The organism is Shimia sp. MMG029, assembly GCF_027947445.1.
Lineage (GTDB): Bacteria > Pseudomonadota > Alphaproteobacteria > Rhodobacterales > Rhodobacteraceae > Shimia.
The window spans coordinates 166,433-183,888 of record NZ_JAQJIM010000004.1 but is presented as its reverse complement, the minus strand read 5'-3'; the positions used below and the strand labels follow the sequence as shown (position 1 = coordinate 183,888).

At 57.5% G+C, this 17,456-nt stretch carries 17 protein-coding genes; 5 read left to right on the top strand and 12 right to left on the bottom strand.

What is annotated here, in order from left to right; all coding sequences use genetic code 11:
• Nucleotides 1-3 precede the first annotated feature (3 nt).
• The 11 genes from PJL69_RS12130 to PJL69_RS12080 form a co-directional block, all read right to left on the bottom strand.
• Nucleotides 4-2,040 carry a sensor histidine kinase gene (locus tag PJL69_RS12130; protein ID WP_271309874.1) on the bottom strand — a complete coding sequence of 679 codons (2,037 nt, stop codon included), beginning with the start codon at nt 2,038-2,040 and terminating at the stop codon, nt 4-6.
• Nucleotides 2,033-3,415, bottom strand: coding sequence for a sigma-54-dependent transcriptional regulator (locus tag PJL69_RS12125; RefSeq protein WP_271309873.1), 1,383 nt, complete (start codon nt 3,413-3,415; stop codon nt 2,033-2,035). Before PJL69_RS12125 ends, PJL69_RS12130 begins: the two co-directional genes overlap by 8 nt.
• 4 nt (nt 3,416-3,419) lie before the next feature.
• Entirely contained in the window at nt 3,420-3,545 is a 126-nt protein-coding gene (locus PJL69_RS12120; RefSeq protein ID WP_271309872.1) for a hypothetical protein, read from the bottom strand.
• Between the two features lie 4 nt (nt 3,546-3,549).
• Nucleotides 3,550-4,845: a c-type cytochrome gene (locus PJL69_RS12115; RefSeq protein ID WP_271309871.1), complete on the bottom strand. Its 1,296-nt coding sequence runs from the start codon at nt 4,843-4,845 to the stop codon at nt 3,550-3,552.
• A 2-nt stretch (nt 4,846-4,847) separates the two neighbouring features.
• A complete protein-coding gene (locus PJL69_RS12110) occupies nt 4,848-6,044 on the bottom strand; it encodes a formate dehydrogenase subunit gamma (protein ID WP_271309870.1) in 1,197 nt (398 codons plus the stop codon).
• Nucleotides 6,045-6,163: 119 nt separating this feature from the next.
• Entirely contained in the window at nt 6,164-6,757 is a 594-nt protein-coding gene (gene fdh3B, locus PJL69_RS12105) for a formate dehydrogenase FDH3 subunit beta (protein ID WP_209058542.1), read from the bottom strand.
• Nucleotides 6,758-6,769: 12 nt separating this feature from the next.
• Nucleotides 6,770-9,664: a formate dehydrogenase subunit alpha gene (locus PJL69_RS12100; protein WP_271309869.1), complete on the bottom strand. Its 2,895-nt coding sequence runs from the start codon at nt 9,662-9,664 to the stop codon at nt 6,770-6,772.
• Nucleotides 9,665-9,769: 105 nt separating this feature from the next.
• Nucleotides 9,770-9,961 (bottom strand): ubiquinol-cytochrome c reductase iron-sulfur subunit N-terminal domain-containing protein, encoded by a 192-nt coding sequence (locus PJL69_RS12095; protein WP_209058538.1) that lies wholly within the window; start codon nt 9,959-9,961, stop codon nt 9,770-9,772.
• A gap of 49 nt (nt 9,962-10,010) precedes the next feature.
• Complete coding sequence (locus PJL69_RS12090; RefSeq protein ID WP_271309868.1) at nt 10,011-10,619, bottom strand: TorD/DmsD family molecular chaperone; 609 nt, start codon at nt 10,617-10,619, stop codon at nt 10,011-10,013.
• Nucleotides 10,616-11,299 carry a DUF3306 domain-containing protein gene (locus PJL69_RS12085; protein WP_271309867.1) on the bottom strand — a complete coding sequence of 228 codons (684 nt, stop codon included), beginning with the start codon at nt 11,297-11,299 and terminating at the stop codon, nt 10,616-10,618. The genes PJL69_RS12090 and PJL69_RS12085 overlap by 4 nt, the downstream gene beginning before the upstream one ends.
• On the bottom strand, nt 11,296-11,853 hold the full coding sequence (locus PJL69_RS12080; RefSeq protein ID WP_271309866.1) for a DUF3305 domain-containing protein: 558 nt from the start codon (nt 11,851-11,853) through the stop codon (nt 11,296-11,298). Before PJL69_RS12080 ends, PJL69_RS12085 begins: the two co-directional genes overlap by 4 nt.
• Before the next feature lie 321 nt (nt 11,854-12,174).
• Between PJL69_RS12080 and PJL69_RS12075 the strand changes: the two genes are divergently transcribed.
• Nucleotides 12,175-14,148 carry a 4Fe-4S binding protein gene (locus PJL69_RS12075; RefSeq protein ID WP_271309865.1) on the top strand — a complete coding sequence of 658 codons (1,974 nt, stop codon included), beginning with the start codon at nt 12,175-12,177 and terminating at the stop codon, nt 14,146-14,148.
• Here PJL69_RS12075 and PJL69_RS12070 read toward each other — a convergent pair.
• Nucleotides 14,142-14,891 (bottom strand): hypothetical protein, encoded by a 750-nt coding sequence (locus PJL69_RS12070; RefSeq protein ID WP_271309864.1) that lies wholly within the window; start codon nt 14,889-14,891, stop codon nt 14,142-14,144. The two genes, PJL69_RS12075 and PJL69_RS12070, sit on opposite strands and share 7 nt — an antisense overlap.
• 92 nt (nt 14,892-14,983) lie before the next feature.
• Here PJL69_RS12070 and PJL69_RS12065 point away from each other — a divergent pair, with 92 nt between their 5' ends.
• Genes PJL69_RS12065 through PJL69_RS12050 form a run of 4 tightly spaced genes read left to right on the top strand, consistent with a single transcriptional unit; the run spans nt 14,984 to nt 17,450 of the window.
• Complete coding sequence (locus PJL69_RS12065) at nt 14,984-15,184, top strand: DUF6494 family protein (RefSeq protein ID WP_209097901.1); 201 nt, start codon at nt 14,984-14,986, stop codon at nt 15,182-15,184.
• Nucleotides 15,185-16,249, top strand: coding sequence for an iron-sulfur cluster carrier protein ApbC (gene apbC, locus PJL69_RS12060; protein WP_271309863.1), 1,065 nt, complete (start codon nt 15,185-15,187; stop codon nt 16,247-16,249).
• Nucleotides 16,246-16,971: a biotin/lipoate--protein ligase family protein gene (locus tag PJL69_RS12055; RefSeq protein ID WP_271309862.1), complete on the top strand. Its 726-nt coding sequence runs from the start codon at nt 16,246-16,248 to the stop codon at nt 16,969-16,971. Before apbC ends, PJL69_RS12055 begins: the two co-directional genes overlap by 4 nt.
• Nucleotides 16,971-17,450: a DUF6505 family protein gene (locus PJL69_RS12050; protein WP_271309861.1), complete on the top strand. Its 480-nt coding sequence runs from the start codon at nt 16,971-16,973 to the stop codon at nt 17,448-17,450. The genes PJL69_RS12055 and PJL69_RS12050 overlap by 1 nt, the downstream gene beginning before the upstream one ends.
• Nucleotides 17,451-17,456: the final 6 nt, after the last annotated feature.

Sequence of the window (17,456 nt, the reverse complement as noted above, 5' to 3'; positions counted from 1 at the left end):
TCCTTAGCCGGCCGTTGCGGAGGGAAACCAAAGTCGAAAAACCGTGCCTTTGCCCACTGCGCTCTCTGCCTCAATCGTACCATCATATAGCTCCACCAGCTTGCGTGAGATCGACAATCCCAAGCCTGTGCCCTCACCCTGTTTGGTGGTGAAAAACGGATCAAAAATCCGGCTAAGATGGGCCTCCGTCATTCCGATTCCAGTGTCCGCCACCTCAATGCGCACCCCTGCATGCCCCTCGTGCGCGCTGTCTGATGTTTCGACACGCAGGATCCCTCCGGTCGGCATGGCATGAATGGCGTTGACGATCAGATTGATCAGCACTTGCTGCAACTCTGTACGATTGATCGCAATCGCACCTTCGCTCTGAAGCTCCAACTGTAGATCAATGTTTCCGCTGCTCAACAAATGCTGCACCAAGGGCACCGTATCCATCATAACGCCTGACGGGCGATGCATCTCGCTGCCTTGGGCATATTCATCGGGCCGTGTGAATTGCAAAAGCTTGTTCACAATCAGAAAAATGGAATGTGTTTGCTCATCTATCAGCTTCAGCTCAGTACGAATGTCCTCAATCTGATCGCCAAGCTGCACCCGAATGACATCCAAATTACCCTGAATCACTTGGATCGGATTGTTGATTTCATGCGCGATACCCGCCGCAATCTCACCAACCGCTGCAAGCTTTTCAGAAACCACCAACTGCCGCGTCGTGGCTTCCAGTCGGCGGTTCGCCTCCGCCAAATCCTGCGTGCGTGAGGCCACCCGACGATTTAGCTCACGGTCTCTCTCCTGAATTTGGTCAAGTAGCGCATCCATCTGCGCGGCAACGCGTGCGATTTCCTCGTCGCTGTTTTCTACACCCGTGCGAGCACCCAGATCGCCCCCCTCAACCTTTGTGATGGTCCGGAGCATCCTCTCCAAAGGCGCGAAGATCTGACGCGCCCACCGCAGGAAGATAGGCACAGAAATCAGCACGATAACCGCGAAAGCCACCGCGAATGTGAGAATGGTTGAAAACTTCGCATCCCGAAACGGTTGATCGAGAAAGCCGACATACAGCATCCCAACACGATTGCCGAAACTGTCCGTGATCGGCTCATAAGCAGAAATGTACCAATCATTCACCACAAATGCGCGATCCAGCCATGTCTCGCCGCGATCCAGAACCGCCTCACGCACAACTGCAGAGACCCGCGTGCCCAAGGCCCGTTCATCCTGAAACAAACGCACATTGGTGGAAATGCGCACATCATCCAAAAACAGGGTCGCCGTGCCCTGACTGCCTTCGGTCAGGCTTGCTGTTGGATAGACCAAGTCATTGATTGTATCGATGAATGTGAGATTTCGGTTGAGAAGCACCCCTCCTACCAAAGCACCATGACGCCCGCCTTCGGACACCGGTGTCGCTGCATGCACAACCATACCACGCGTCTCTTCCACCCGCTCAGTGGGCACAGCCGCTTCGGTTGGCACCAGCTTGATGCGCCCAAGCTCTGCAAGATCAGAAGAGACTTTGGCCAGATCTTCACCTGAAAAAACATCTATCTGTGCTGACCCAATGCCTGCCAAGGCCTGAGACACCACAGGCCATTGCGCCAAACCATTGTCGTTTGAAAACCGTGGAGAGGATATCACGCCACCGTCTGAGGCAAGGTAGTATAGAAAATCCAGTCCAAGCTGTGTCCGCTGTATCTGCAAAAGCTGCGCAATACCGTCATGATCATCTGCGCGCACATGCGATACAAAATCAGCAGAGGCTGCGAGCGCCTGCATCCGCAAGTCGCTGTTTTCAAGAAGCTGAGAAAGATACTGATCCGCGATGGTCAGCTCTCCATTCACTTTTGCGATCAGCAAATTGTCGAATCTGGAGGACCAATTGACGGCGGTGACAATGAAAAACAGCGGCATGATCACCACTGTCGGCAAAAGGGCAATGGCCAATAGGCGCATGCGCACGGAGGCTGATCGACGCCGTGGAAGCCAGCGCAACATGCGCTTTTCAGACTGGACAGCGCTTTTGAGGTTGGTGTCAGTCATTCCACATCGCGCATTTGCGATCGATGGTCTTTCGGGAAATCCCCAATCGCCGCGCAGCCTCCGCCCGATTGCCATCGCATGCGGCAAGCACGGTCAAAATATGGCGACGCTCCACCGCTGCCAGGCTGTCCACCGCCGCAACTTCTTCTTCAGCACCGTTGGCGGCGAATTCAGCTGGCCATTCCCCCACAATCAACGAGCGCTCAATCAAATTGCGCAACTCACGCACATTCCCAGGCCAGTCATAGCGCGCCATGTTCAGCAACACGCCCTCCGACAAGGTGAGTGGCGGCACGCCGAGGGATTTTGAGATTTGCTGCAAGAACATCAAAGCGAGTTCTTTCAGGTCGCCATCTCTGTTTTGCAGCGGCGGCATCTGAATGTTTAAAACATTGATGCGATGATACAAATCTTCCCGCAACCGGCCATCTTTGACCGCTTCTTCTGGATCGGCATTGGTGGCGAACAAAAAACGCAAATCCAGAGGAACTTCACGGGATGATCCCACAGGGCGAATTTTCTGATGCTCCACCACCCGCAACAATGCCGCTTGAACCGGCAATGGCAGCTCTACAATTTCATCCAAATAAAGCGTGCCACCATTGGCATTCATAAACACCCCATCATGGCGCACTGTCCGCCCCGCCGCATCCTGTCGGATATAGCCAAACAACTCATGTTCGATCATATCGCCCGCAATCGTGGCACAGTTGATGGGCACAAACGGTTTATCAGCTCTCGGCGACATCATGTGCAGCGCACGTGCAGCAACCTCTTTGCCGGTGCCAGTATCCCCAGTCAGCAACACCGGCGTCGGCAATGGAGCGGCACGCGCCATCGTGGTCCGAATGCTCTCGATTTGGGATGAACTGCCCAAAAGGCGCGCGCGCACCTGCTCATTTCCTGCGGCCAGCTCATACTTCAAGAGATAGTTCTCACGGCGCAGGTTCACCCGATCAACGCAACGCGCCACCGCATTCAAAATCTGATTGGATCGGAACGGCTTCAACACAAAGTCCACGGCGCCAGCTCGCATCGCTTCGATCGCGGTGTCCATGTCTGCAAAAGCCGTGATCAGAATGGTGTCGGCAAAAAAACCAAGCTTGCGTTGCTCGCTCAACCACTCAAGCCCGGTTGTGCCCGGCATCACATTGTCCAATATGACAATGTCAAAGTGGTTCTGATCCAGCAGGCGGCTCGCCACATCTGTGTTTGCAGCCTGCTCAATGCGCCCCACAACCGGATCCAAAATCTTCACAATGAAGTTTCGGATTCCCGGCTCATCATCCACCACCAAAACGGACGCAGTCGACAGGCCAATGCCGAATTCCGATGGCCGTTTTGAAGAGGTCGGTGCGCGGTCTATTTGGTTCATCGGATCAATCCAACCTTACCGCTGTTCCACTGGCAACATCGCTGGCAGAAAAACCGATGGCATGCAGACCAAAATAGGCCGCCACGGAAATGGCTGCCACTGCGGCACAAGCCAAGAAAAACACTTTCATATCCTCAGTCCTCAATATCACTGTATAGGCGCAGATAAGCGATCAAATCTGCGCGGTCTTCGGCGCGGGTGATGCGTTGAACCGGCATTTTGGTCCCCGCAATATACACGTCCGGCCCCAAATCAAAAAGCGCATCAATGGTTTGGTCTGTCCAAACCACATCAGACGTCAGCAAAGTCTCTGAATAGCTATAGTCAGAAACTGTCCCCGCTTGCCGCCCAAAAACATCCTTGAGCGTCGGGCCCGCCCGTCTGGCGCTGTCTCCTGTCAACGTATGGCATATAGAACATTTGCGCTGAAACTGGCGCTCGCCATTTGAGGCGCTGTCATTCCCATTCAAGAAGTCTCGTCCTTCGGCGACCATACGTGGCGCATCTTCAGGATCCGAAAGCGGCCAACTGAACATCGCCTCATCCAGCCCCCCTGCATGGATGTTTTCCCCATCAGCCGAGAAGGCAAGCGCCCAAATCGGGCCACGGTGCGTCGCCTTGATGTCATTGGCAATGGTCCAATCTGCGGTATTCAGCATCAAAATATAGCCCTCGCCATCTCCAACCGCGAGATGATCGCCCTCCGGGCTCGCTGCCATCGCAAGGATTGGACGCCGTTCCAATGTAATGTCTTTGATCAGCTCCGCGGTCTTCAAGGAAATCACTTTGGTCACACCATCCACGGCCCCAAAAGCAAGCCAGCCAAGCTCTTCTCTCAAAACCAAAGTGTTCACGCCAAAACCATTGGAGAGAAACAACTGGCGTAGGTCACCGCTTTGAGTGTCATAAAGACGTATCTTGCCATCAGAAGACGCCGTGAAAAGCGCAGTGCCTCCTTCTGCGAAGGCCACATCATTGACGTTGCTGCCAATTTCAAAAAAACGCGGCGCTGCGCCTTGCAACGACCAGAGGCCAACGGTTCCATCCCAGCTCGCACTCGCAAACGCCTTGCCATCCGGGGCAACACGCAACGACATGACCTTGCCTTTGTGATGGCCCAATATCTTAGACCGTCCTGTCTCTAAATTCCAAAGCCGAACAGCAAAGTCATCTCCAGCGGAAACCGCTGTGGTGTTTGTGAGAAAGGCAACCGAATTGACTGCAGCCTCGTGCCCCTCAAGCCATTGCGGCGCTCGCCCCTGCCACAAACCGACAGAGTTGTCAAAGCTCGCGGTCAGGATCGTACCTCCATCCGGAGAAACCGCGATCCCTTTGATCGGACCACCGTGTCCGGTGAGCTGAAAGAACTCCCCAGCCACCGCGCTTACCGCCCAACAAAGCATCCCAAGACACAGCGCAACGCCCCGCATATTCACTCCGCTGGGGTTGCCTGATCAGCTGCGGTTTTTGCCTGCGCTTTGGCAAGCTCTTCCTCATACCAGATGGAGTGGTGCTCTTTGGCCCATTGCTCATCCACTTCGCCTGTCGCCATTGTATCAATGGCACCTTCCATCCCGACAGACCCCAAATAGATGTGGGCAATGATGATGGCGATGAACACAAAGGCAATGACGCCATGCCAGATCTGGCTAAGTTGCATTTCCTCATAGGGAGACAAAACCTCTGGCAAGGGCGCTCCTGTGATCAGCTGGGGCAGGCCGAGTATGTTCAAAACGTTGAACGTCTTGGCAAACATCGGCAGCTCAAACGGGAAGAGCAGTGCAAGACCCGAAGCTGAAATCGAAACTCCCAACACGATCACAGACCAGAAAATGATCTTTTGTCCGGCATTAAATTTCTTAGCAGGTGGGTGCACACCTTTGGCAAAAAGACCGCCCCCTTTGGCAAGCCATTTGAGATCCGTACGGTCCGGGATATTGTGGTGTACCCACATGACAAACACCATGAGCAGGCCAAGCATAAACGCCCATGCAATGTTGTTGTGCACCCACTTCCCGGCCAGAGCGATCGAGGCATAGGCCTCGTGTCCCATCCATGGGATGATAAACTTGCGCCCAATCAGCAATACCAGGCCGGTAATCCCAAGAATGATGAAAGATATCCCCATCAACCAATGCGCAAAGCGTTCGATTGCCAAAAATCGAATGATATTACGGCCTGTCTTTGCGCCTTCGATCAGGATCTTGCCACGGACCAGCCAAAACAAAGCAATCACTGCTGTCATGCCGCCCAGCAGGTAAAACCCATATTGGATCAAAGGCCCTTCCCGGAACGTGAGCCAGGTCATACCGCTGTCTTGAATAAGCAAAGTACTGGTTGGGCCACTGGCTTGTGTCGTTGTGTTTGCACTGCCGTAGCGCAACGCACGAAACACTTCGGAATCTGAGGCAACCCCGCGCGTACCCAGCTGCCCAATCAACGCTTCGACATTGCCTTGGCCAGTCGCATCGCGCCGGAAACTGTCATCAAGCTTTTCACCACGCTGCCGTGCCATAATATCTTCGAGCGTCTGAGCGCCGCCCGTTAAGCTGCGATCAGGTGTCGTGTCTTGAGCCAAAGCTGGCAATGCCAACATGAACGAAAGAGCCATCCAGAGAAGCGCGCGCATCACATCCTCATTTTATCTGAAACCATGGGGTCAGAGCTGTGCCCACAACCGCGCATGAAGAAGTCTTCAAAATATCAATCCGGCGGCAAGAAAACCCGCCGCCGGTGATTTTGGCGGTATCAGCCGCCTTTTTGCTCGTAGGCGGTGCCCCAGCCCCAGGCGCCGGTGCCAAAACCGCGCGCCACAACGCGTTCACGGTAGATCGCGGAGACTACATCCCCGTCACCAGCCAAAAGGGCTTTGGTAGAACACATCTCCGCACAGATAGGCAGCTTGCCCTCTGCGATGCGGTTGCGGCCATATTTGGCGAATTCCGCAGTGGAATGATTCTCTTCCGGACCACCTGCACAGAAGGTGCATTTGTCCATCTTGCCACGGCTGCCAAAGTTGCCTGCCTGCGGATATTGCGGCGCGCCAAACGGACACGCATAAAAGCAATAGCCACAGCCAATGCACAGGTCTTTGGAGTGCAGCACCACACCTTCTTCGTTCTGATAGAAGCAATCCACCGGACAGACCGCCATACAAGGCGCGTCTGAACAGTGCATGCATGCCACAGAAATCGAACGCTCACCCGGTGTGCCGTCGTTGATTGTCACAACGCGACGCCGGTTGATGCCCCAAGGCACCTCGTGCTCGTTCTTACAGGCCGTCACGCAGGCGTTGCATTCGATGCAGCGTTCCGCGTCGCAGAGAAATTTCGCTCGTGCCATTTCTCTTCCTCCTTATGCTGCCCAGATTTTGCAGAGAGTCGCTTTGGTCTCCTGCATCTGAGTCACGCTGTCATAGCCATAGGTCTGCGCCGTGTTGGTGGCTTCGCCCAACACATAAGGGTCGGCCCCTGCCGGATACTTGCTCCGCAGGTCCTCCCCTTCGAAGTGACCCGCAAAGTGGAACGGCATGAAGACCACACCTTCGCCGACGCGTTCGGTCACCATGGCCATCACTTTGACCTTGGCCCCTTCGGCACCTTCAACCCACACCTGCGCCTGATCACGCACACCGAGATTGTTCGCATCACGCGGGTTGATCTCGACAAACATGTCCTGCTGCAGCTCGGCCAGCCATGGGTTGGAACGGGTTTCATCCCCGCCACCTTCGTATTCCACCAGACGCCCGGACGTCAGGATCAGCGGATAGTCCTTGCTGAAGTCCTGTTTCTGGATCGAGGCGTACATGGTTGGCAGACGATAGAATTTCCGATCCTCATAGGTCGGATAATCCGCCACCAGGTCACGACGATTGGTGTAGAGCGGCTCGCGGTGCAGCGGGATAGGATCCGGGAAGGTCCAAACCACGGCACGCGCTTTCGCGTTCCCAAATGGCGCACATTCGTGCTTGATCGCCACCCGCTGGATGCCGCCTGACAGGTCGGTTTTCCAGTTGGTTTTGGGTCCGGCCACCGCATCAATCGCAGCACGCTCTTCATCCGTCAGATCGCCATCCCAACCCAGATCCATCAGCATCTGCAGTGTGAATTCTGGATAACCATCCTGAATCTCGGAATCGAGGCTTGCCACACCTTCGGCCAGAAGGTTGTCACCGTCACGTTCCACACCAAAGCGGGCGCGGAAGGTCAAACCACCCTCAGAGACACGTTTGGACATGTCATAGAGGTTTGGCGTGCCCGGGTGCTTCATCTCTGGCGTGCCCCAGCATGGCCACGGCATACCGTAGTAATCACCATCAGCCGGACCACCGTTCGCTTTCAGCGTCGTGCGGTCAAAGGTGTGCTGGTTTGCCATATGCAGCTTGATGCGCTCAGGCGACTGACCGGTGTATCCAATCGTCCACAGACCTGCGTTGAACTCCCGGGTGATGCTTTCCACATTCGGGGTGTTCTCATCTTCCATCTCGATGTTGCGGAAGAAACGGTCTGCCCAGCCAAACTTGTTAGCAAACAGGCCCATGATCTCATGATCCGGCTTGCTCTCAAACAGCGGATCAATGATCTGGTCACGCCACTGCAAAGAGCGGTTGGACGCGGTCGCGGACCCGCGGGTCTCAAACTGCGTACAGGCCGGCAGAAGATAGACGCCATCGGTGCGGTCTTGCATAACAGCAGAAGCGGTTGGGAACGGGTCGACAACGACCAGCATGTCCAGCTTCTCCATCGCTGTTTTCATTTCTTTACCGCGCGTCTGCGAGTTCGGCGCGTGGCCCCAAAGCACCATGGCCCGCACTTTGTCGGGGTTGTCCATGTTCTCTGGATCTTCCAGCACACCGTCGATCCAGCGCGACACCGGAATACCGGTGAGGTTCTGAAGCGACTTCTCTTTGCCGTCAGCACCTGTGGTGGTCGCAAACTGACCTTTCAGCCAATCGCCATCTTCACCCCAGACACGGCCCCAGTGCGCCCATGCGCCTGCGGACAGGCCATAGTAGCCGGGCAGCGTGTGGGACAGAACGCCAAGGTCCGTTGCGCCTTGCACGTTGTCGTGGCCGCGGAAGATGTTGGTGCCGCCACCCTCGGTGCCCATATTGCCCAGCGCCAACTGCAGCACACAATACGCACGCGTATTGTTATTGCCGTTGGTGTGCTGCGTGCCACCCATGCACCAGATCACCGTGCCAGGACGGTTGTTCACCATCTGACGTGCGACGCGGCGCAGCTGTTCACCCGGCGCGCCTGTGACGCGTTCAACTTCTTCCGGGTTCCACTTGGCCACTTCTTCTTTGATCTGGTCCATCCCCCAAACACGAGTGCGGATGAACTCTTTGTCCTCCCAACCGTTTTCGAAGATGTGCCACAGAATGCCCCAAACCAGCGCCACGTCGGTGCCAGGACGGAACCGCACATATTCATCCGCATGCGCCGCCGTGCGTGTGAAGCGCGGGTCACATACGATCAGCGGTGCGTTGTTGCGCTCTTTCGCGCGCAGCACATGGAGCAGCGAAACCGGGTGGGCTTCGGCTGGGTTGCCGCCAATGATGAAGATGGCTTTAGAGTTGTGGATGTCATTGTAGGAGTTGGTCATGGCGCCGTAGCCCCATGTGTTCGCAACACCTGCAACCGTGGTGGAGTGACAGATACGCGCCTGGTGATCCACGTTGTTTGTGCCCCAATAGGCGGCAAACTTACGGAACAGATAGGCCTGTTCGTTGTTGTGCTTGGCAGAGCCGAGCCAATAAACGCTGTCCGGGCCGCTTTCTTCGCGGATCTTCATCATGCCGTCGCCGATCTCGTTGATCGCCTGTTCCCAGCTGATGCGTTTCCACTCACCACCCTCTTTTTTCATCGGATACTTCAGACGGCGCTCGCCATGGGCGTGCTCGCGTACCGAAGCGCCCTTCGCGCAATGGGCGCCAAGGTTGAACGGGCTGTCCCAACCTGGTTCCTGACCGACCCAAACGCCGCTTTGCACTTCGGCGACAACCGTACAGCCCACAGAGCAGTGGGTGCAGACGGATTTGACTGTTTGAACGGCTGTGTTGGCGGCGTCTTGAGCTTGCGCCTGAGTGACGGTGCCTCCAGTGGCACCTATCGCTGCCAACCCGCCGATGGCGAGGCCGGATCCGCGCAAGAATGTGCGGCGGTCCACAGCTTTCTCAGCTGCGACAGACAGGATACTTGTCCGCTGGGGGCGTCGCGCAACCCCGTTGGTCTTTTTCCTAAGCATAGTTTCCTCCCTTGCTGTCCCTTGTCGGGAACTTGCTAGGTACTTCCTTGATCCCGACCGGTGGGCGTCACGCAACCGGTGGTCGGGGGCGGGGATACCGTCCGATCAGAACCGGGCGCTATCGAGGTATGCGCGGGTGTGCGCGGTGTCCTGCATCTTGTTGCTGGACAGATCAGCCGGTTGGGCTTCCGCCGTATCAGGCGAAAGCGCCACCACTGCGGCTGCAGCTGGGGCTGCCGTCGTGGCGAGCTTCAGAAAATCACGCCGGCTGGCGCCTTTTTCCTCTGGCTGGCTCATGGTCTGCTCCTTCTTCATGTCGGTTGGGGCCCGACGTTTCGGTTTACGCTCACTCCGCCCCCATGCGGAACGCTTGTGTCTCAATCTCAAGGAACGCTTTGGCCACAGTGCCCACAGGGGCATAGAACACAGAGTTCTGTGCCGCTTCCAAATCGCTGAAGAAATGCTCGGCCCAGGGCGCGATGTGGGTGAAGTAGAAATCCTTCTGACGTCCCAACGGCACAGGTGCGCCAAAACGGCCCCGGATCATCCCGGCCATCATTTCCAGCAAGCTCGCAATATTGTCTTCGGGTTCGTACACGTTCGGCGCGCGCGTGATCCGCAAACCGGCCATATCCGAACGCAGCGTGGCCAGCGGTTTTTCGTTAAGGAACCCCGTAAGGTAATAAGAGGCAAAGGGCATCAACTCGCCACGCCCCAAACCGATGAACAGAGCATTGAACTCACGCTCGACAGCCGTCTCTTTCATTGCTTTGGCAATACGCGCAAGCGTACTGATGGCGCGCCCCAGTTCGCTATCATCGCCGCTAAGTCCCGCGGCACGCTGCAGCAAAGCTTTGTCAGGCGGGCTTGCCAGCAACGCAGCAAGAAAATCATAAAGATCCGCGCGCAGCAGATCTTCTTCAGCGATCACAGTATCCTTGACGGCTTCGCTCATTCCTGTGTCATCCCCTCAGTCTGTTCAATTCCTGCAAATTCAAACCGCAGGCGGCGGCGCACGGGGGCTACAGGCTCCGGCTCCGCGGCTTCGGCGACACCGCTTGCAATTTCTGCATCTTCGCCCTCAAACGCCATCGCTACCGGGGCTCCCTCTAAGCCGCCATCCCGCATTTCTTCCATCTCTGCAGGCGACACCTCAGTCACATCTTCGACCGCGTCATCGGCGGCCTCAGCTTCGACGAGAGAACCCGCCTCAGCAGCCTCTTTCTCCGCCGCCTGACGGGCCAATTCTTCGACATGTTTCAACATGCCTTTGCCCACTTGATAGGCGGTCTGCATGCCCTCGATCACCATCGCGCTGTCAGTAAAGTCTTCGCCGTAGTCGACCAGCTCATCCAGGTTGGCCAAAACCGGGTTGGTGAGCCAAAGCTTGCGCAGCGCACGGCGGCGAATGCGTTCTGGCACCGCTTTTGCAAGAAACACGGTAAAATCATCGCCTTGCTTCAGCGCATCAGGGTCCGGCAACTCCAATTCCGCCAAAATCTCAGCGTCTGCCTTTTCCTCAAGAACCGCATGCTCTTGCGCGAGCACCTGCTGTTCCGCAACCAAAGCTGCTTCGGCAGCTTCTTCCGCCACAGCAGCCTTGCGGCGCGCCCAGAAATCTCCACCCCGGCTCAATGTGGCCTCCCAGTGCGTGGCGCCCGAAAAACGTCACTCAACTGCGAAATCCGCGCATCGCCGCGCCCATCTTCCATCAAATCGGTGCGTTTCTTGTCACGACGCCGCTTCACAAAAATCTCTTCTTCATGATGCGCCTGAATAAAGTCGCGCAGGAACGCAACCAACCCCTCTGGCATCGGCACCAGTTCCAATACTTCCTCACCGCTGTCCGCGTAGTCTTGGAATTCGTAAGCCGAAGCCGTCGCAAGCAAGATTTCGTATGGGTGCTCTGCGTCAGGGTCTTCGGTCTCCCGCATCACGACGCCGATCGAGGGCACTCGTGCGGACAACGTGGCAAGATACGCCTCCGTATCTGTGTGCCACAATTCCAGAGGCACGGTGGCGGCATGAAATTCCACTGCCTCACCTTCCTCTCGCAACACCTGCCAATCGGCCTGCGCCGCGCCGGGAAGCACAGCAACAGCCTGCCACGCAAAAGGCACCCAGCGGTTTACCGAGGGTGTCCTGCGAATAACGATGCCCAGTGGCAATGAAACCGGCGCTTTACGCATGCGGCTTTAGTTCTCCTCCCGCGCCCAGAATTTTTTTCGGCGCATCCCTATGATCCCCTGCCGATGTGAAATCACAAAAGGAAAACGTAAATTCCGGCTCATTGTCGGTCGAAACTGGACATTTTGATCCCGCGCGCGCTGCCCCAGGGTAAAGCGTGGTCAGATTGTCCATACGCCCTCAAAGACCTATAGAATCACTTGGTCTTGCAAGCCTCTACCCGACGATTTTTGTCATGTTTGTAAGGCTTTACGGCACCAGAGATTCATGCATTTCTTTGAAGCGTTCGGCGAGACACCCAGCGTCGAATACGGGAGGAAGACATGTCCAAGACTTTGATATTGTGTAATTGTTCGAACAGCTTTGCACTGGAAGGCGCGCCTTTGTCTGCCTCAACCGGAGTGACATGTTCAAAAGTTCACAGCGGCCTTTGCACCACGCAAGCCCCCCAGGCCGCAGAGTTGTTACAAGCAACCGGCGGAGGCGAAAACGCCATCGTCGCTTGCCAGCAAGAGCAAGACTTCTTCGTCGAACTTGCCGACGACCTTGGCCTCGAGCCGCCCCTGTGTGTGGACCTCCGCGACCGGGCAGGATGGTCAGATCAGACCGATCAAACGATGCCCAAAATGGCTGCCTTGCTCGCAGATGCGCTGCGCCCATCCCCGGAGACAAAAACCTACGACATCACATCGGAAGGCCAGTGCCTGATCTTGGGCGCGCCAGATGTCGCCATGGCAGCGGCCCGCCAACTCACAGAGTTTCTCAGCGTCACCGTGCTGGTCCCCAGCGGCAGCGACACGCCTTTGGATCGCAGTTGCGACGTGATCGCAGGCCGCATCAAGCGTGTTTCCGGCGCCCTCGGTCAGTTCGAGGTTCGCATCGACGCACTACAACAACTCGAACCCGGCGGACGCGGCGCATTGAAATTCGGCGAAGCGCGTGACGGCGCACAAACCACCTGCGACATCATCCTTGATCTGCGCGGAGAACCGGCATTGGTGCCTGCCCCGGAAAAACGCGAAGGCTACCTGAGCGCCGATCCAAACAGCCTGCCCGCCGTGCACGCCGCCATCCTCGAAGCCTCCCATCTGGTCGGAACCTTCGAGAAACCGCTCTATCTGGCACTTGAGCCGAACCTGTGTGCGCACTCACGTGCGGAACAAACGGCTTGCACCAAATGTCTGGACGCGTGCCCGACCTCTGCGATCCACCCTGCGGGCGATCATGTGGATATCGATCCGAACATCTGCGCCGGATGCGGTGCCTGCGCGGCGCTCTGCCCCTCTGGCGCGATCACCTATGATGATCCGCCGACCAGCGCGCTCTTTGCCCGCATCAACGCCCTGGCGGAGGCCTACCGCAGTGCGGGCGGCTCCGCGCCGCGCCTTCTGGTACATGACCGCAGCTTTGGCGCAGAGATGATCGCGCTTGCCGCACGATTTGATCGCGGCCTGCCTGCGGATGTTATCCCGATGGACCTTGAACGCGTCAGCGGCTTTGGCCATGCCGAAATGCTCGCCAGCCTCGCCTCTGGCTTTGCAAGCGTGGACATTCTGGCGTCTCCAACAACAGACCGCAGCGCACTCGGTACGGAACTTTCTCTGGCGCAGGCTCTCTGCGGCAAATCTGGTGTCCTCCGCCTGCTGGAGCCACAGGAGCCAACCGCGCTCTGCGATATGCTCTATAGCGCCTCACCAGCTATGGAGGTGGAAACTCCGATACTGCCTCTTGGCAATCGCCGGCAAGTCACTCGATTGGCTGCAAAGGCGCTACAGCCAGCGCTCGACGCCCCGATCACGCTGCCGGAACACGCACCATACGGTGCCGTACTTGTAGACAAGGGCGCCTGTACTTTGTGCCTGTCCTGCGCGTCGCTCTGCCCGGCGGGCGCACTGGGGGACAACCCCGACAAGCCGCAGCTGCGCTTTCAGGAAGACGCCTGCCTGCAATGCGGTCTCTGCGCCAACGTCTGCCCGGAAAACGCGATCTTTCTGGTGCCCCAGTTCGACACCTCAGATGCCGCGCTCACCCAACAAGTTGTGCATGAAGAAGAGCCCTTTGAATGCGTGGAATGCGGCACACCATTTGGGGTGAAATCCACCATCGAACGCATCATGGACAAACTCGCGGGCAAACACGCAATGTTCGCCACCTCAGATGCAGCGCGGATGATCCAGATGTGTGATGATTGCCGTGTGAACGCGCAGTTCCACCAACCCAGCAATCCTTTTGCCGCCTCAGATCGTCCACGCGTGCGCACATCTGAGGATTACTTCAGCAAGCGCCGGGATCACTGATGAGCAATCGGCTTGCCCAGATCTGCCGGAACCACCGTCGCGGCATAAGCCAGGATGTTCTCCAGCTCCTCAAGGCTGAGAGTGACCGGGCTGATGGGCGACGGTCGGGTTTCGTCAAACGGCTCGGTCAAATCCGGGATCACCGTGAATGCCGGATGTGGGTTCAACGCATAGAACGCCGCAAAGCGCTCCTCCCAATCCGCCAGGCTGCGCAGTACAGCGAAACTGGGGGTGGAGCCAATGCCCGACATCCGGTTGGCGTCACCTACGACATGGCAACGACCACAGGCCGTGAGCGCCAGATCCGCCCCGCGCGTGGCGTCTCCGTCAAACACCGTTGCCTCAACCGCAGCTTCTGTGACAACCGGGGGCGCAAAAATCTCTGCGCCATCGCGTTTGTACGTCAGCACCGTGCGCTGACCGACCTTTCCGGTCAGCCATTTGGCAAAGGTGGCCATATGCACGTCATCTGCGTTGGAAACGGTCAACCCATAGGTCACGCCATCTTTGGAAAAAACCGCGCGTTGCCCATCTGCGACCAGCGCCGCAGCGCCCGCGCTGGCCTCCTCCACCAGTGTGACCCGCACCCCATGCTTAAGCATGAACCGTGGCATCATAAATTTGATCACACCAGTTTCGATGAGGTCGGGCGCAACATAAAGCGTGGTGGTTTTCCCCTGCGCCAAAGCGGCACCAGCCATGGCGGCGATGCTGATCGCCATTGCCAAAACCCATCGTGCCATCCGAGATATCACCATGTAGCAAACCTAGGCGCGGCCCACAGCCCACGTCAACACGCGCACCCAAGACGCGCGTTTTAGCAAAGGACACCGCAATGAGCGACGATTTCAACATGAGTATGCGCAAGTTCCTCAAGCAGGTTGGCGTGACAAGCCAGCAGGCCATCGAGGAAGCCATGCGCGCGGCGGGGGCAGAGGCCACCGCAGGAAAGACCTTCAATGCCAAGATGGTGCTCACCATCGATGGTGTGGAGATGGAGCATGTGGTCACCGGCGAAATCAAAGGACGTGAATGAATGCCTAACCGCGACGACATTCTAAATATTCTCAAAGACTTCACTGACCCTGCTTCTGGCAGCGATCTGGTGGCCTCGGGCATGGTGCGCGCGCTTTCTGTGGACAATGGCGAGGTGCGGTTTGTGATGGAAATCGATCCAGCCCGCGCACAGGCGATGCAGCCAATCAAGGCCGATATCGAGAGCCGCCTGAACGCGCTTGAAGGGGTCACCAAAGTGGCCATTGTCATGACCGCGCATGAGGCGAAATCGCCGCCACCCGATCTCAAACCCTCCCGTCCCAGCCAGCCCCAAGGCCCGCAAAAAATTCCTGGCATCGACCGCATTCTGGCCGTCGCCTCAGGCAAAGGTGGCGTTGGCAAATCCACGGTTTCAGCGAATCTCGCCACCGCTTTGGCCGCCGAGGGGCGGCGTGTTGGCCTACTGGATGCCGATGTCTACGGCCCCTCACAGCCCCGCATGCTTGGCGTCTCTGGTCGCCCAGCAAGCCCAGATGGCAAAACCATTCTCCCCATGCGCAACCACGGCGTGACCATGATGTCGATCGGCCTCATGACCCGCGAAGAAGAAGCTGTGGTCTGGCGTGGCCCCATGCTGATGGGCGCCCTGCAACAGATGCTCAATCAGGTGCAATGGGGTGCGCTCGATGTGCTGATCGTCGATCTGCCACCCGGCACCGGCGATGTGCAGATGACACTGGCGCAAAAAGCAGAGCTCACAGGCGCGCTCGTGGTCTCCACCCCGCAGGACATCGCGCTTTTAGATGCCCGCAAAGGCATCAACATGTTTGAAAAACTCGGCACGCCCATCGTGGGCATGATCGAAAACATGAGTACCCATATCTGCTCCAATTGCGGGCACGAGGAACACGTCTTTGGCCATGGTGGCGTCGCGGCGGAGGCTGAAAAGCTGAACGTGCCGCTGCTGGCAGAAATTCCTCTGGCGATGGATATCCGTCTGGCCGCGGATGGCGGGGCACCGATTGTTGTCTCCAAGCCGGACTCAACGCAAGCACAGGTCTTCCGCAAACTGGCGCGTCAACTGATTGCGGATGGCACCGCATGAGGGCAGCACCGCAATTCCCGCCGCTCTTTGAAGGCCTCGCGCTTTCGGGTGCGGCGGATCCCTTTGCCAAGGCGCAGACACAGGCCATCCTGGGCTGTGACGCAGGGTTGGTGGTCTATAATCTCGCCGCCGACCAGCTGCGCGCAGCAATTGTCTTTGCCCCTGAAGTCACCTTGAGCGAAGCCATGCCCGTGCTGATCAGCTGTGCGATAGGCTTTCAAAATGCGCTTGGTGCCCTGGCCCCGCCCGAGGTCGCTGTACATTTGGAATGGCCGGGTGGCATTTTGGTCAATGGTGCACGTTGCGGTCAACTGCGTGTGGCGGCCTCAACAGAAGATACCAATGCCATACCCGACTGGATTGTGGTCGGCCTCGAACTGCCGCTGATCCCGGCCAACGCAGACACGCCGGGGGACACACCTGATCAAACAGCCCTCTACGAGGAAGGCTGTGTCGACATCCCTCCCGAAGATCTGCTCAGCGCCTGGGTCCGTCATTCTCTTGTCTGGATCAACCGTATGGAAGACGATGGCCTCGCAGTCCTCAATGGCGAATGGCGCGGCCTGGCCCACAATCTCGGCGAAGAAGTGCACTGGACGATCGGCGACACCCTGGAAACAGGCACTTTCGTCGGCACCGACGAGCGCTTCGGCGCCATGCTGCGCAGCGATCAAGACACCCGCCTGCTCCCCCTCACAACCCTTTTAGAAGGAAACACTTGATGCTGCTCGCACGTGCCATCCACTTTGATGAAAGCGACCAGAGGGTCTATCACAGCCCAGCGCGCACGGGAGAATGGGCCATCAGCGGTGGCTTTGAGTTCTCTAATTGGTCGGACGCAGATCTCACCGGCAAGGCGCGGCAATCATTCACCAATGGCTGGCTGGGCGTGGAAACCTTCGGGCGCGTGACCTTTGTGGCCGTGACAGCGATCGAACCCGCCGAACTCGAAGCCCTGACAGACGCCCTTGCACAGCATTTTGTCGAAATCTATGGCGCCCCGTCTCTGGAAGCTGCCCGGCCTGTGGCCGCTGAGGAGCTGGCGCACATGGCTGACCTGTGCGCCGATCATGCCCCCAACACGCTGCTCACAGTGGTGCGCGAATTAACAGACGCGGGCGTGCGGGAGCAATTTCGCTCGATTGCCCCAGCCGATGCCGAGCTGGAGCAATTTGCGATTCATTCGGTGCCAGAAGAATAAGCTGCG

Bases quoted from the DNA above. Each gene is read 5' to 3' on its own strand.
- PJL69_RS12130 (WP_271309874.1), bottom strand. From the start codon at position 2,040: ATGACTGACACCAACCTCAAAAGCGCTGTCCAGTCTGAAAAGCGCATG.
- PJL69_RS12125 (WP_271309873.1), bottom strand. From the start codon at position 3,415: ATGAACCAAATAGACCGCGCACCGACCTCTTCAAAACGGCCATCGGAA.
- PJL69_RS12120 (WP_271309872.1), bottom strand. From the start codon at position 3,545: ATGAAAGTGTTTTTCTTGGCTTGTGCCGCAGTGGCAGCCATTTCCGTG.
- PJL69_RS12115 (WP_271309871.1), bottom strand. From the start codon at position 4,845: ATGCGGGGCGTTGCGCTGTGTCTTGGGATGCTTTGTTGGGCGGTAAGC.
- PJL69_RS12110 (WP_271309870.1), bottom strand. From the start codon at position 6,044: ATGCGCGCGCTTCTCTGGATGGCTCTTTCGTTCATGTTGGCATTGCCA.
- fdh3B (WP_209058542.1), bottom strand. From the start codon at position 6,757: ATGGCACGAGCGAAATTTCTCTGCGACGCGGAACGCTGCATCGAATGC.
- PJL69_RS12100 (WP_271309869.1), bottom strand. From the start codon at position 9,664: ATGCTTAGGAAAAAGACCAACGGGGTTGCGCGACGCCCCCAGCGGACA.
- PJL69_RS12095 (WP_209058538.1), bottom strand. From the start codon at position 9,961: ATGAGCCAGCCAGAGGAAAAAGGCGCCAGCCGGCGTGATTTTCTGAAG.
- PJL69_RS12090 (WP_271309868.1), bottom strand. From the start codon at position 10,619: ATGAGCGAAGCCGTCAAGGATACTGTGATCGCTGAAGAAGATCTGCTG.
- PJL69_RS12080 (WP_271309866.1), bottom strand. From the start codon at position 11,853: ATGCGTAAAGCGCCGGTTTCATTGCCACTGGGCATCGTTATTCGCAGG.
- PJL69_RS12075 (WP_271309865.1), top strand. From the start codon at position 12,175: ATGTCCAAGACTTTGATATTGTGTAATTGTTCGAACAGCTTTGCACTG.
- PJL69_RS12070 (WP_271309864.1), bottom strand. From the start codon at position 14,891: ATGGCACGATGGGTTTTGGCAATGGCGATCAGCATCGCCGCCATGGCT.
- PJL69_RS12065 (WP_209097901.1), top strand. From the start codon at position 14,984: ATGAGCGACGATTTCAACATGAGTATGCGCAAGTTCCTCAAGCAGGTT.
- apbC (WP_271309863.1), top strand. From the start codon at position 15,185: ATGCCTAACCGCGACGACATTCTAAATATTCTCAAAGACTTCACTGAC.
- PJL69_RS12055 (WP_271309862.1), top strand. From the start codon at position 16,246: ATGAGGGCAGCACCGCAATTCCCGCCGCTCTTTGAAGGCCTCGCGCTT.
- PJL69_RS12050 (WP_271309861.1), top strand. From the start codon at position 16,971: ATGCTGCTCGCACGTGCCATCCACTTTGATGAAAGCGACCAGAGGGTC.